This is a genomic window from Micromonospora sp. AP08, from assembly GCF_008085935.1.
GTDB classification, from domain to species: Bacteria; Actinomycetota; Actinomycetes; order Mycobacteriales; family Micromonosporaceae; genus Micromonospora; species Micromonospora chersina.
On sequence record NZ_VSEZ01000008.1, the window covers coordinates 249,661 to 263,036 of the forward strand.

A 13,376-nucleotide genomic window follows, 5' to 3' on the forward strand; every position below is an offset into this window, starting at 1 on the left:
GTCAGCGCGCGGCCGCCGGGGCGTCCGGCAGGGTGATCGCGGTGGCGGCGCGGCGGATCGGCTCGGTGACCCGGCTGATCATCCGCTCCCGGCCGGGCAGGCGCGGCATGAGGCGCAGCATCAGCGTCTGGAACCGGATCTGCGCGGCCGAGGAGAGCACCATCCCCTTGAGGTTGCGCTCGGCGAGGCGCTGGTTCGCCGCGACGAACGGGCGCATCCGGCGCTCGTACCCGGCGAACCCGGCGACCGGGTCCCCGCCGGCCTCGGCCAGCGAGGCGGCCAGCACGTACGCCCCGACCAGCCCGAGGCTGGTGCCCTGCCCGGAGGCCGGCGACGGGCCGTAGCCGGCGTCGCCGACCAGCCCGACCCGGCCGGCGGACCAGCGGTCCATCCGCACCTGGCTCATCGGTGCGAAGTAGAAGTCCGGCGCGTCGTGGGCGGCGGCGAGCAGCTCGGGCACCCGCCAGCCGGCCCCGCCGAACGCCCGGGCCAGCGCCGCCCGCTGGGCGGGCAGGTCCCGGTGGTCGGGCTCCTCGGCGGGCGAGGGGAAGAGGAACAGCGCGCGGGCGTCGGGCGCGCCGGCGGTGCGGTAGACGCCGACGGTGCGGCCCGGCGCCGGGTGCATCAGCTCGACCCGCTCCTCGCCGAACCCGGCGGGGACGGTGCAGATCGCGATGTGGTGCCCGAGCGGGCGCAGGTGCGCCGCCGCGGGGCCGAACGCCAGCCGGCGTACGGTCGAGTGCAGCCCGTCGGCGCCGACGACCAGGTCGAAGCGGCGGCGCCCACCCCCGGCGAAGGTCACGTCCACCCCGTCGGCGGCCGGGTCCAGGGCGGCGATCGAGTCGCCGAAGAGGTATTCCACGTCGCCGGTGGCCTGGACGAGCAGCCGAGCCAGGTCGCCGCGCATGAGCTCGACGTCGTCGCCCTCCCGGCCACCGAAGAGCGCGGCGTCCATGGTGGCCAGTTGCCTGCCGGACGCGTCCACGAAGCGGGCCAGCCGCATCCCGGTGTCGTGCCGGCGCACCTGCTCACGGAGGCCCATCCGGTCCAGGACGGTCAGCGCCGCGCCCCGGACGTCCACCTTGTAGCCCCCGTCGCGCAGCGCCGGGGCGCGCTCGACGACGGTGGGGCGGAAGCCGTGGCGGCGCAGCCACCAGGCGAGTGTGGGGCCGGCGACACCGGCGCCGGAGATCAGGACGTCAGTCATGCCACCGACGGTACAAGCGTGTTAGACGCTTGTGCAAGACGCTTGTTCAAGGAATCCGCTACGCTGCCGGCATGGGAAATCGGGAGGACCTGCTCGCCGGGGCCAAGCGCTGCCTCATGGAGAAGGGCTACGCGGCCACCACGGCCCGCGACGTGGCCGGCGCGGCCGGCACCAGCCTGGCCGCCATCGGCTACCACTTCCGCACCACGAAGGCGCTGCTCAACGAGGCGCTCGTGGAGGCCCTGGCCGAGTGGGGCGAGGAGCTGGCACGTGCCCTCGCCGAGGACGCCGGGCCGGAGGCCACGCCCGAGCAGCGCTTCGAGGCGGCCTGGGAGCGGATCATCGAGTCGTTCGCCCGGCTCCGGCCGCTCTGGGCCGTCCAGTTCGAGCTGATCGCGCAGCTGGACCGCGCGCCCGAGCTGCGGGAGGCGTTCGCCGGGGTCACCCGTCAGGCCCGGCTCGGGCTGGCCCAGGTCTTCCACCGGCTCGACCCGGCCCTCGACGAGTCGACCGCGCTCGCCCTCGGCGCCTTCCACCAGGCGCTGATCGGCGGCGTCGCGGCCCAGTGGTTGGTCGACCCGGCGGCGGCGCCCTCGGCGCGCGAGCTGACCCGCGCGCTGCGAGCCCTCAGCACCGAGTTCGGTCAGGGCTGACCGAGGCCCGCATCCCGGGCCCGGACGATGGCCTGGGCGCGGTCGGCCACCTGGAGCTTGGCCAGCACGTTCGACAGGTGGTTGCGGACGGTCTTCGGACTCAGCGTCGCCGCGTGTCAGGCGGCGGACATCGAGACGACCGCTTCTCCGCCGGGTTCCCGCGCATGGCCGGCGCCGAGCAGCGGCGCGGCGGTCCGGCGGACGAGGGTGGGGACGGCGCGCGCGGGCGGTCAGGCCGCGCGGAGGAGCGGCGCGGCGGTCCGGCCGACGAAGGTGAAGGTGGCGCGGGCGGCCTCGGCCGCCTCGGCCAGCTCCGCCGGGGACCAGTCGCGGGCGGTCAGCGCCACGCGGAAGTCCCGCCAGTCGCGCCCCGGCGCGCGGCCGCTGCGCCGGAAGAACCCGGTCGCCTCGCCCTCGGCGAGGCCGAGCCGCCGTTCCACCACGGGGGCGATGACACTGCCGCCCAGCGCGCTGCCGAGCAGCACGTACCGGCCGCCGACCGCCCGGGCCAGGGTGTCGAACCGGACACCGCCGTCCCCCCAGCCGGCGCCGGACGGAGGCGCGGCGTCGAGGGCGGCCAGGTCGGCGCGGAGCAGGCCGGTCGCCGCGCCGAGCCGGGGGTCGAGCCGCAGCCCCGACCAGTCCGCGGCGGCCAGGTCGCGTTCCAGCGGAGCCCACGCGGCGAGCAGCGCCGAGAGCACGGCCGCCAGGTCGGCCCGGGTCCGGATCCGGCCGGGCAGGTCGAGGTCGCGTTCCAGCGCAAGATGGTGGTCGCGGGTGCCGGTCCGCAACGCGGCCAGCATCGGCGACAGTACCTCCGGTCGCGCGCGGCGGGCCTGCTCAGACATCCGGCAAGTATGCCCGCCGGGCGGTCGGCTCCTCAGCGGGCGGGGGCGCCACCGCGGCGCCGCAGCCAGGCGGCACCGCCGCTGACCACGGTCGCCCCGATGGCCATGCCGATGGCGACCATCGCCGCCCCCACCGCCCAGAGCCCGCTGGCGTCCGTCGACGCGGCCCGCGCCGCCCAGACCGCGGTGAACGCCACCGTCATCACCGGCGCCACCAGCCACGGGCTCCAGAACCAGCCCCCGACGGCCGCGATCACGATCAGGGTGAGCACGGCGGCAGCCACCTGCCAGACCGCGTACGGGCCGCTGGTCGCGCCGGTCTCCGGGTCGACCGTGTAACCCGACTCCCAGCCCAGCCAGGCCCACCAGGCCCCGACCGTCGCGGCCGCCAGAAGCAGGCCGCCGAGCAGGGTACGCGTCGTCTTCGTCACGGCCCGATCCTGCCGCGTCACGACGCCACAGGAATGAGCATCCGTACTCGGATCGGGACGCACTGGTGGTCGCTACGGCGGCAGAATCCGCACCTCGGGCCGCACGGGAGGGGTTTGCGCACCCGTCACTCCACGGTCCAGCGGATGCCGGGTGGCCGGACCCGGGCACAGACCGGCCCACCTTCGGCGTCCGTCAACGGGAGCCGGCCCACCAGCACACCGCCCCCCTCGTGACCGGCGCGCAGCACCTTCCCCGGGATGTCACCGAACAGGAGCTTCGCCCGACGGAACATCTCGAATCGGTCCTCCGTCACCGACCCCCAGCTGAGGTAGAGGAACCGCGCCCCCGGGCGGCCGTGCACCCACGGCCCACCGACGTCGAGCAGGCCGTCCACCTCGCGGCTGGTGACCTCGAACTGCCAGGCCGCTTCCCGCGCGTCGGCGGGCACCAGGTCGACCACCTCGGCCTTGCGCTGCATCCCCACGTGCACGTTGCGGAGCCGCAGCAGGTCCGCCTCCCCGCCGGTACGCCGGCCCGGCAGGTCGCTGCCCTCGATCCGGATCAGCATTCCCCGACTCTAGGTCTCCCGGTCCGCGGCGGCGGCCCGCACGGTGGCATCCGCGCCTGTCCCGAATGTGGTCCACTTCCCGCGTGACCTCACCTCTCCCGCCCGACGTCGAGACCCGGCTGGCCGACGAGCGGAACGTGTGGCTGTGCACGGTGCGCCCCGACGGGTCTCCCCACGTGACGCCGGTCTGGTTCCTCTACGCCGACGGCATCTGGTGGATCGGCTGCGACGCTCGCAGCGTCAAGGCCCGGAATCTGGAGGGCGACCCGCGCGTGTCCCTGGCCCTGGAGGACGGGACCTCACCCGTGGTGGCCGAGGGCGTCGCCCACCTGCACCGCGGCGACTTCCCCACCACGGTCGTCGAGGCGTTCGCGAGCAAGTACGAGGGATGGGACGTCGGGGCGCCGGAGGGTGAACGGGTGTTGCTGGAGGTTCCGGTCCGACGGTGGCTGCTCGCGGGCACGGCTCAGTGAGCCGTCACCTCGTGCGGCGAACCTCCAGCGTCATCAGATCGCCGTCCCGGGTGGGGACTTCAGGAACGACGCCGCCTCGGCGAGGTAGCCGCCGCGGCCGGACCGCAGAGCGGTGGCGGCCATCCGGATCAGGTCGATGTTGACACCGGCCGCGCCACTCGGGTCATGCACCTTCAGCCGCACGTCCAGGCTCACCGCTGTCCCGCCCCAACCCTGCGCTTCGACGTTGAGGTGGGCGATCTTCTGGGATCCCAGGTGCGGGAGGTATCCGAGGGGCGCCATCTGCACCTTGTCGGATCCGACGGCGTTCAGTTTGGACTGCGCCTTGGTGTTGGAGTTCTCGACCAGGTTGCGGAAGTCCTCCGTACCCCCCAGATTCACCTGGTAGGAGCTGACCAGGGTGAGCCCGCGCTCCTCGAGCAAACGCAGCAGTGCGCGGTGCACCACGGAGGTGCCGAACTGGCTGGCCAGGTCGTCGCCGAGCAGCGGCAGGCCGGCCTCCTCAAATCGCGTGAGCCACAACGGTTCCCTGGCGACCGCGTCCGAGGTGGTGTTCACGAACGCCACGCCCGCCCGCAGGGCTGCCTCGGCGTACGCGTGGGCGGTTTCCGGCCTGCCGCTCGGCGCGGAATAGAGCAGCACCTCGGCGCCCTCCAGCGCGTGTGCCACCCGCTCGATCCCCGTCGAGTCGACGAGACCGGGCTGCACCGTCACGCCCGCGGGCGGCAACCCCACGTCGAGCCGCGGGAAGTTGTTGGGCGGTACGAAGATCGCCTCGTGCAGGTCCTTGCCGACCTTGCCCTCGGAGCGGGCGAAGGCCGCGACGACGTCGATGTCGCCGACCCCCAGCCCCGCTATCTCCGGCTGGTGGATGCCCACAAGGCTGCCGGTGCTGCGGTGGAAGGCGATCCCCTGCACGAGCGCCGAGGTGTTGTTGCCGACGCCGACGACCGCGACCTTCACGTTGTTGATCACGGCACGAAGGGTACGCGCGAGCCGGGAGGAGGCACCATTGCGTCAGCGAGTCAGGCCATTCCGCCCGAACATGGAGGACCAGTGCCGCCGCACGAGGAGCAGCGACCCTTCGTCGCGCTCGGCGCGATGCCGATGCGAGTGGCGGTTCCGTCGCCGGCCGAACTGGCGGCCCGGCGAGCAGGTGACGCGCGTCCACCATGGACGAATGGTGTCCGTGTCACCCTGGCCGGCGCGCTGCACGCCGCACGCGACACCGGCACGCCCTTCGCCAACCTGTCCCATCTCGTGCTCGGCATGCTGCGACTGCGCGGCTACGACGGGACCAACTACCTCTTTCCCCACGAGTACGCGCGGCTGTCGGCCATCGACCGGTTGCGCACCGAACCGGCGATGCGACGGACCGACGAGCCTCATCCGGATCTCGACGACGTGCGGTTGGCCCTCTGGCCCCGGTCCGGTTCGCTGATCGACCGCGTCGCGGGACGGTTCTTCGCGGGTGTGTCCCGGCTCAGCCGCCTCGGCCCGATCCTGGCCGGAGTCGATTCCGAGGCGAAACGCCAGGCGATCCGGCTCGGCCATGACGTGATCGGGCCGCCGCACCTCCTGCTCGCGATGCTCACCCATGACGCCACCCTCGAAGCGGCCCGGATCCCGGTACCCGCCCACCACTCCAGCCGCAACCGGGGCGCGGCCGTCCTGCGTAGCCACGGCGTCGACGCCCACCGCCTCCGCGTGCTGGCGGCACGGCGCGGCGGCCCGGAGGAGCCGCCGGCCGAGGTGCTCACCGAGCAGCTGAGCAACCAGCGCCCGGGCGACCCGTTCACGGGCACCGACGCCGTCACCGCCATGGCGCGGGCCATGGAGATCTCGCTCGCCTACCGGCACCCCGACACGGGCACGAGTCACCTCCTGCTCGCGCTGATCGAAGACGACGCCGGTGACGGCAGCGCCGTGCTGCGCGACCTCGGCGTCGACCCGACGGCGGTACGGGCGCGGGTCGAGCAGGACCTTCGTGCCGCACCCGCGGCGTGGCACCCACCGGCCGGGTAGCGGGCCGACGTGGCGGTCAGTGTGTTCGGGTGTGGTGCTCCCAGATCGGCTGCTGGGGCTCGTCGTTGTGCACGATGATGTCGGCGTGATCGGTCGGGCGGACCGCAGCGAAGTAGAGCTGTTGGGCGGGGATGTAACGCTCGCGCCAGCGCCGTTCGACCTCGGCCCGAGTTGACACCTGGCGCTCCCGGATCACGGCACGATCCACGGTCTTGTCGAGCGCTGTCGACACGAAGATGCGCAGCTCCCACCGGTCAACCAGTTCCGGGCGCATGAGGAAGACGCCGTCGAAGACCAGCACGGCGTCGGCTGGGGCAGTCGTGACCGGCGGGGACAGCACCGCATCCGCCGTGCGGTCGTAGGCCGCGTGCTGGAACCGTCGGTCCCCGCCCGGGCCGAGCGGAGCCAGCAGAACCCGGTTCAGCCTGCCGTAGTCGTGGGTGTCGAAGTAGCAGCCTTCGGCCGAGTACTCGCCGCGCGGATAGCGCTGCGCCCGGGGGAAGAGGAAGTCGTCGATCGTGCCGCGGATGACTTCGCGGCCCTGTCCGCGCAGGACGACGGCCAGCTCGTCGGCGAGGGTGGTCTTGCCGGCCGCCGGCGGTCCGTCGACAGCGACCCGCGTCGGGTGTGCGACGGTGACGGAGGCAACTGCCTCAGCCAGGCGGCCGAGCATCTCGTCGCGGGTGCCTTGGTCCATGTCCTGCCGCCTTCCACAGGTCCCGTGTCAGATCAGGCAGCGGGCGAGTTCCGAGTGGTCGTAGGTCCAGTACCCGAAGAGCCCGGACCACACCCAGCGCTTCACGTGCCAGTAGTGGTACTCGTACTCCAGGTAGAACCCTGGCCAGCCCGGGTTCGGCTCGAGGCCGGTCCGCGCGCCGACGTACTGGTACTGGGTGGTTGAGGTGCTGCCGCAGCGGTCGCCGCCGGTGGCGGTCACGGCCAGATCCGTGGCGGTGACGATCGTTTCGCCGCTGCACCGCACCACGTAGCTGCGCTGGTAGGTGTCGGAGGTGGCCTCGACGACGTGCCAGTACCGATAGGTGCTGACGGAGCCGACCAGCCAGAAGGTCGTCGGCGTGCCGTTGACGACGCGGCTGTAACTGCCCGCGGCGGCGCAGGCCAGGCTGTCCGGTGCGGCCTGGGCGGCGGCGGCCGGGAGGACGATGACGGACGCCAGCGCCGCGGTCACGACGGCAAGGGCGAGTCTGAGTCTCATACCCACGCAACCTACGGTCGACCATCGAATCGACCCACGTCAGTGGCGGTTTTCCGACACGGCTTCCGGCGAGCAGCGATCCGGAGTCAGCCTGCCATCCCCGGCCCCGTCCGTCGTCACGGCAGCTCCAGCTCCCAATCCTCGAACGGCGGCTCGACGGTGTACTCCGGTCGCAGTCGCGGCGGATGTACTGCGCGGCGCGCCACTCGGCATCGTCCGCGTTCGTCACCCGGCCGTGCTCGTCGACGTCAAGCACGTTGGAGAAGATCGCCATGACCTGTTCGAGCGTCGAGCCGAACTGCGTCAAGGCAGGCCGGTAGTCGATCCCGCTCGTCCGGGTCGCCGCTAGCATGGCTCAGCAGGGCGTTTCGCGTGGTGGGGCGGGCGGGACTCGAACTCGCGACCGAGGGATTATGAAATCAAGTCGACCACCCCGACGGCTGAGCACATGGGGGCCTAGCAGCGGAAACGCCTCTCTCGACGTCTCACAACGCTCCCCCTGCTGTCCGTCGAGCTCTTGCGGACTAGATGCCGACCGAGGGCACTCAGAGATTGCCGTAGTAACCAGGCTCGGCAACCACAACCGACTCGAAGAACCCCGACCGGACCTCATCGCCGTACACGGACACCGACTTACCGAACGCCAGGAATGCCTCTGGTGCGACGACGGTCAACCCATCGTCGATAGTGTCGAGGCGCAAGTGACGCGCTAGCCGTTCTTCGATCACCGGAGCCGCCTCGCCAAAGATCGAGATTCCTTGGTACAAGACCTGCACCGTTGGATCATCCGGACGGTATATCTCGACCGCTTCAACCCTGCCAGCGCCGTCATCGTGGGCCTGGATTGACATGCCGCTCGCATAGTGCGCGAACCCACGGCTGCCCTTGCTGCGCCCGGGCCCAACATAGTCGGCAAGTGCCGCCAACACTTGCTCGGCATCCGGTACAGCCATGCCAACGGACACGCCAGCGGCTCCACGCGGCGGGTCCAGAACGATTTGCATCATCTGATCCTTGGTCATCTTTAGCGTCTGGCGCAGATCAAGTGCCTACCTCATCACCAGGTAGCTTGCCTTGCCGCGCTGGCGGATCTCCTCGTCGGGCAGTCTCCGACCGTCCAGCCTCCCCGGACCCGGACCAGGTGGCGGACCGCCTCGACCGGGCGGCGGCTCGTGCTGCTGCGGACTCAGCGCGGACTGAGGGCGTGGGTCCGGATCTTGACGCGGTGCGCCCGGGTCGTCTGCACCATGCCTGACCAGGGCGTTTCGCTGGTGGGGCGGGCGGGACTCGAACCCGCGACCGAGGGATTATGAGTCCCCTGCTCTAACCCGCTGAGCTACCGCCCCGCTACCGCGCCGGATCGTAACCCGCTCGACGGATCACCGGCCATCACCCGTCGGGCCGGGTTGATGATCTGCCCGGCACGATGGGCAACGCGAGGATAACAGCGCGCAGCGGATCGGTCGGGCCCGCCGGTGTCACATCGGGCCTTCGCCGCGCAGCTCCGCGAGCACGGCGCCGGCGGTCCGCCAGCCGCTGGCCAGGGCGCCCTGGATGGACGGGCTGTCCCGGTGGTCGCCGGCCACGAAGAGCCCTTCGCCCAGCGCGACCGGCTTGCGGAGCCGGCCCTGTGGCGGCGGCGCGGCGGGCAGCGCTTCGGGCACCGACACGGTGGTGAGGTGGGTCCAGTCGGCGGTGGAGCGGCCGTAGAGGCGGTCCAGCTCGCGGCGGATCAGCGGCTCGGGCGGGGCCTGCGGGCCGACCACCGAGGTGGCCACGAGGTGCGTGCCGGCGGGCGCGTACGTGGGTGCCGCGTTGCTGACCACCACCGTGTTGGCGACGAGTTCCCGCCGTTCCCCGTCGAGGAGCAGGATCGGCTCGGCCAGGGGTGGGGTGTCGGTGCTGTGGTAGTAGGTCGTGTAGCTGTGCATGCGTACCCGCTGGAGCCGGGGCAGCAGGGTGGCCGCGGCCGGCGGGTCCACGGCGACCACGACGGCGCGGCAGGTGATGTCGCCGGCCGGGGTGCGGACCCGGCCCGGCGCGACCTCGGCGACCGGGGTGTCGAGGTCGATCAGCTCGGCGGGCAGCGGGCCGGCGACGGCGGCGGGCAGCGCGGCCATGCCGCGGGCGGGCAGGCCGATCCGGCCGCGGGCGAACGCGCGCAGGAGGACGGCCAGCACGTGGCTGGAGGTGGCCAGCTCGCGGTCGAGCAGGACGCCGGAGAGGAACGGCCGGAGCAGTTCCTCGATGAACGCGGCGGAGAGCCCGGCCCGGCGTAGCGCCGCCTCGGTGGTGGTCTCGGGGGCGTTGAGCAGCCGGCCCACGGGCAGGGTGGCGCAGCCGGTGGCGAGCCCGGCGAAGCGGAGCCGGTCGACCAGCGACCCGACGTCCGCGGTCAGGGTGCCGGGCGCGCCGGCGGGGTCGCGCAGCGGGTTGACGAGGCGGTCCAGCCGGTCGCCGCGGCGGACCAGCACGCCGGACGTGAACCAGCCGAGGTCGAGGGCGCCGAGGTCGACCAGGCCGCCGAGCCGTGGGTAGGCCGTGTTGAGCACCTGGAAGCCGCGGTCGAGCAGGTAGCCGTCGACCTCGTCGGTGGCGATCCGGCCGCCGAGCCGGTCGGCGGCCTCGACGAGCCGCCAGGGCACGCCGGCCCGGTGGAGCCGGCGGGCGGCGGCGAGGCCGGCCAGGCCGCCGCCGACGATGACCACGTCGGTGTCAGTGGGCATCGGCCACCTCCGTCCGGGCCCGGTCGCCGTCCCGGTTGGTCCGGGACAGCCGGCCGGGCCACCACACTGTCGGCCCGATGTCGTACGCGAGCGCGGGCACCAGCAGCGAGCGGACCACGATGGTGTCGAGCAGCACGCCGGCGGCGACCGCCACGCCGAGTTCGACCAGCACGACCAGGGGCAGCACGGCGAGCGCGGAGAAGGTGGCGGCGAGCACGATGCCGGCGGAGGTGATCACGCCGCCGGTGACCGCGAGGCCGGTGAGCACGCCGGCCCGCGTGCCGCGCCGGACCGACTCCTCGCGGACCCGGCTCATCAGGAAGATGTTGTAGTCGATGCCGAGGGCGACCAGGAAGACGAACGCGAACAGCGGGAACGACTGGTCGACCCCGGGGAAGTCGAGAAGGTACTTGAAGATCAGCGCGCAGAGGCCGAGCGTCGCCAGGAACGACAGGACCACGGTGGCGATCAGCAGCACGGGGGCGAGCAGGGCTCGCAGCAGCACGGCCAGGATGACCGCGATGACCAGCAGCACCACCGGGATGATGACGTTGCGGTCCCGGGTGGAGGCGTCGGCGGTGTCCACGTTGATGGCGGTGAAGCCGCCGACCACCGCGTCCGCGCCGGGCACCCGGTGGACCGCGACGCGCAGCTCGCGGATGGTGCGTTCGGCGCCGTTGCTGTCCGGCGGGTCGGCGAGGGTGGCCTGCAACTGCACCCGCCCGTCGACCACCTCGGGCGGCCCGGCCGGTCCCTGACGGCTGAACGGGCGGACCGAGGACACCCCGCGTACGCCCTGCGCCACCTGGGCGACCTGCTGGGCGGTGGCCTGGTTGGTGAAGATGGTGGCCGGGCTGCCGGTGCCGGCCGGGTAGTGGCGGGCGATCACCTCCTGGCCGGCCACCGAGTCGGTGCGCTGGGTGAACAGGTCGGACTGGCCGAGGGTGGTGGCGCCGAGCTGGGTCACCCCGAGGGCGAGCGCGGCCAGGACCACCGCCGTGACGATCCAGACGGTACGGGCGCGGCGGGCCACGAAGCCGGCGATCCGCCCCCAGATGCCGTGTTCGGTCCGCGGGTCGGCGTGGTCGTAGCGGGGCCGCCGGGGCCAGAACGCCCACCGCCCGCCGAGCAGCAGCAGGGCGGGGAGGAAGGTGAGCATCACGAGCAGCGTGGCGGCGATGCCGACGGCGCTCACCGGGCCGAGCGCCCGGTTGGAGTTGAGGCTGGACAGCAGCAGGCAGAGCAGGCTGACGATGACCGTGGCGCCGGAGGCGATGATCGCCGGGGCGGCGCCCTTCCAGGCGACCCGCATGGCGTCCCAGGGCCGCTCGTGCCGGTGCAGTTCCTCCCGGTAGCGGGCGATGAGCAGCAGCGCGTAGTCGGTGCCGGCGCCGAAGACGAGCACGGTGAGGATGCCCTGGGCCTGCCCGTTGAGCTTGATGACGTCGTTCTTCGCGAGGACGTAGACGAAGAGCGCGGCCAGCGAGTACGACATGCCGGCGGCGAGCAGCGGGAAGACCCAGAGGACCGGGCTGCGGTAGACGATCAGCAGGATGACCAGCACCACGACGAGGGTGACCAGCAGCAGCGGCCCGTCGATGGCGGTGAACACCTCGATGAGGTCGGCGAGCAGGCCGGCCGGGCCGGCCACGTCCACGGTGAGCCCGTCCCGGTCGGCGCCGGCGATCTCCCGCAGCCGGTCGACGACCGCGCCGATCTGTTCGCCCTCGGCCGCGTCGATCGGGACGACCACCTGCACGGCCTGCCGGTCCTGGCTGACGATCGGCGGCGGCAGCGGACCGACCACGCCCGGCAGCTCCGCGAAGCGGGCCGCGTCGGTCTGGACCCGCTGCTGGTCGGCGGGGGTGATGCCGGAGGTGCGCTCGTACACGACGAGTGCGGGGGTGGTCTCCCGGTCCACGAAGCCGGCGGCGAGGTCCTGCGCACGGGTGGCCTCGGCGTCGGCGGGCAGGAAGGAGGCGTTGTCGTTGGTGGCGACGTCGCCGAGCTTGCCCGAGTACGGCCCGGCGAGGCCGCCGACGACCAGCCAGCCCAGCGCCACGACCACCGCGATCACCGTCGCGGTCCAGCGGCCCCGCCCTCCGGCCATGTGTCCGTTCCACCCTTGAATCGACGCAGTAATCGACGCAGCGGGAGTCTAAGTCGACATCGACCATCCTGCCGGGCGAAACGGCGTCGCGGGCGGAAACCGGCGGCGGGCGGGCGCGTAAGCCGGCAACGCGAAACGCCCGCCGGCCAGGGCCGACGGGCGTCGTGTGGAGCGAAGCTCCCCCGTTTGGACTCGAACCAAAAACCTGCCGGTTAACAGCCGGCTGCTCTGCCAATTGAGCTACGGGGGACCGTAGATCACCCGGCTGCGGATCTCTCCGCGCCGTGCGACGGGGACAAGAGTACAGGACATCAGGGGGTGGTGCGCCAGGGGGTTACGACGACTTCCCCCGGCCGACGACCGCATCAGAATACCGGACAAATCGCCATCTCGGCACAGGGAGGTATGAGCGGAGAGCAGGATGGGTAGTTAGCCGACGACAGAGGACGCAGGCGCGAGAAGGTCGATCCCGCCCGGGGCCACCGGGCCGGGACCGGCGGCGCGTCAGGTACGGAAGGAGCCGCCATGCGCGGAAAGATCATGTTTCTTGGCGGGCTGGCTGCGGGATTCGTCCTGGGCGCCCGTGCCGGCCGGGAGAAGTACGAGGAGTTGGTGGTCCGGGGCCGCAAGGTGCTCGACCACCCGACCGTCCAGGAGGCGGCGGGAGTCGCGCAGGCCCAGGCGACCCGGCTCTACTCGGAGGGCAAGGACAAGCTGGGGCAGACCAAGCTCGGCGAGAAGCTGGGCACCGCTACCGGCAACGGCAGCAAGCAGGGGCTGACCGACGCCGACAAGCCGTTCGCCGGCACGCCGGCCGCCGTCGGCGCCAAGTCCGGCTCGACCGGCACGAGCTCGACCAGCACGTCGACCACCGGCACGAGCACCAAGTCGTCCGGCACGAGCACCAACCTCTGACGCCAACCGGGCAGCGGGCCGGTCGCCATCGGGCGACCGGCCCGCTCTCGTCTGTCCGAACGAGACCCCGCCCTCCCACTTTTGCTTATCCTGAACAAAAGTCAGAGAGGTTCATCGAAAACTTTTGGCTTCAACCTCTTCTCTTTGGTCCCGAGCGCAAATATCGTCTCGCGTAGAACCTGGCCAGGCTCTCGTCACCTCCC

The 13,376-nt window shown here is 72.3% G+C and carries 15 protein-coding genes and 2 tRNA genes; 4 read left to right on the forward strand and 13 right to left on the reverse strand.

All coding sequences use genetic code 11. The features are described 5' to 3' along the window. Position 1: 1 nt before the first annotated feature. Positions 2-1,207 (reverse strand): FAD-dependent monooxygenase, encoded by a 1,206-nt coding sequence (locus FXF50_RS16445; protein ID WP_148428728.1) that lies wholly within the window; start codon positions 1,205-1,207, stop codon positions 2-4. 71 nt (positions 1,208-1,278) lie between these two features. Between FXF50_RS16445 and FXF50_RS16450 the strand changes: the two genes are divergently transcribed. Further along, positions 1,279-1,860, forward strand: coding sequence for a TetR/AcrR family transcriptional regulator (locus FXF50_RS16450; RefSeq protein WP_148428730.1), 582 nt, complete (start codon positions 1,279-1,281; stop codon positions 1,858-1,860). On the opposite strand, the gene FXF50_RS16455 is transcribed toward FXF50_RS16450, so the two are convergent. The 4 genes from FXF50_RS16455 to FXF50_RS16470 all read right to left on the reverse strand — a co-directional run bounded on the left by FXF50_RS16455 (position 1,851) and on the right by FXF50_RS16470 (position 3,708). Further along, positions 1,851-1,964 (reverse strand): LuxR C-terminal-related transcriptional regulator, encoded by a 114-nt coding sequence (locus FXF50_RS16455; RefSeq protein WP_222866065.1) that lies wholly within the window; start codon positions 1,962-1,964, stop codon positions 1,851-1,853. The genes FXF50_RS16450 and FXF50_RS16455 overlap by 10 nt on opposite strands. 126 nt (positions 1,965-2,090) lie before the next feature. Beyond that, positions 2,091-2,708, reverse strand: coding sequence for a biliverdin-producing heme oxygenase (locus FXF50_RS16460; protein WP_148428732.1), 618 nt, complete (start codon positions 2,706-2,708; stop codon positions 2,091-2,093). A gap of 32 nt (positions 2,709-2,740) precedes the next feature. Further along, positions 2,741-3,139 (reverse strand): hypothetical protein, encoded by a 399-nt coding sequence (locus FXF50_RS16465; RefSeq protein WP_148428734.1) that lies wholly within the window; start codon positions 3,137-3,139, stop codon positions 2,741-2,743. A 125-nt stretch (positions 3,140-3,264) separates the two neighbouring features. After that, positions 3,265-3,708 carry a DUF5990 family protein gene (locus FXF50_RS16470; protein WP_148428736.1) on the reverse strand — a complete coding sequence of 148 codons (444 nt, stop codon included), beginning with the start codon at positions 3,706-3,708 and terminating at the stop codon, positions 3,265-3,267. Positions 3,709-3,791: 83 nt separating this feature from the next. On the opposite strand from FXF50_RS16470, the gene FXF50_RS16475 reads away from it, so the two are divergent. After that, positions 3,792-4,181, forward strand: coding sequence for a pyridoxamine 5'-phosphate oxidase family protein (locus FXF50_RS16475; RefSeq protein ID WP_255510060.1), 390 nt, complete (start codon positions 3,792-3,794; stop codon positions 4,179-4,181). A gap of 33 nt (positions 4,182-4,214) precedes the next feature. Here FXF50_RS16475 and FXF50_RS16480 read toward each other — a convergent pair whose 3' ends face one another. Beyond that, positions 4,215-5,144 (reverse strand): inositol-3-phosphate synthase, encoded by a 930-nt coding sequence (locus tag FXF50_RS16480; protein ID WP_255510061.1) that lies wholly within the window; start codon positions 5,142-5,144, stop codon positions 4,215-4,217. Positions 5,145-5,237: 93 nt separating this feature from the next. On the opposite strand from FXF50_RS16480, the gene FXF50_RS16485 reads away from it, so the two are divergent. After that, positions 5,238-6,206 carry a Clp protease N-terminal domain-containing protein gene (locus FXF50_RS16485; protein WP_148428743.1) on the forward strand — a complete coding sequence of 323 codons (969 nt, stop codon included), beginning with the start codon at positions 5,238-5,240 and terminating at the stop codon, positions 6,204-6,206. A 16-nt stretch (positions 6,207-6,222) separates the two neighbouring features. Here FXF50_RS16485 and FXF50_RS16490 read toward each other — a convergent pair whose 3' ends face one another. From FXF50_RS16490 to FXF50_RS16530, 7 genes are all read right to left on the reverse strand, one after another. Further along, positions 6,223-6,903 carry a uridylate kinase gene (locus FXF50_RS16490; RefSeq protein WP_148428745.1) on the reverse strand — a complete coding sequence of 227 codons (681 nt, stop codon included), beginning with the start codon at positions 6,901-6,903 and terminating at the stop codon, positions 6,223-6,225. Between the two features lie 27 nt (positions 6,904-6,930). Continuing rightward, a complete protein-coding gene (locus FXF50_RS16495) occupies positions 6,931-7,422 on the reverse strand; it encodes a hypothetical protein (protein WP_148428747.1) in 492 nt (163 codons plus the stop codon). A 545-nt stretch (positions 7,423-7,967) separates the two neighbouring features. Further along, on the reverse strand, positions 7,968-8,444 hold the full coding sequence (locus FXF50_RS16505) for a hypothetical protein (RefSeq protein WP_148428749.1): 477 nt from the start codon (positions 8,442-8,444) through the stop codon (positions 7,968-7,970). Between the two features lie 247 nt (positions 8,445-8,691). Further along, positions 8,692-8,768: transfer RNA gene (locus FXF50_RS16515), tRNA-Ile, on the reverse strand. Between the two features lie 132 nt (positions 8,769-8,900). Next, entirely contained in the window at positions 8,901-10,148 is a 1,248-nt protein-coding gene (locus FXF50_RS16520) for an NAD(P)/FAD-dependent oxidoreductase (RefSeq protein ID WP_148428753.1), read from the reverse strand. Continuing rightward, on the reverse strand, positions 10,138-12,258 hold the full coding sequence (locus FXF50_RS16525) for an MMPL family transporter (RefSeq protein ID WP_148428755.1): 2,121 nt from the start codon (positions 12,256-12,258) through the stop codon (positions 10,138-10,140). The genes FXF50_RS16520 and FXF50_RS16525 overlap by 11 nt, the downstream gene beginning before the upstream one ends. A 177-nt stretch (positions 12,259-12,435) precedes the next feature. Continuing rightward, positions 12,436-12,508, reverse strand: a tRNA-Asn gene (locus FXF50_RS16530). A 275-nt stretch (positions 12,509-12,783) separates the two neighbouring features. Between FXF50_RS16530 and FXF50_RS16535 the strand changes: the two genes are divergently transcribed. Continuing rightward, positions 12,784-13,173 carry a hypothetical protein gene (locus tag FXF50_RS16535; RefSeq protein ID WP_148428757.1) on the forward strand — a complete coding sequence of 130 codons (390 nt, stop codon included), beginning with the start codon at positions 12,784-12,786 and terminating at the stop codon, positions 13,171-13,173. The last annotated feature ends 203 nt before the right edge of the window (positions 13,174-13,376 follow it).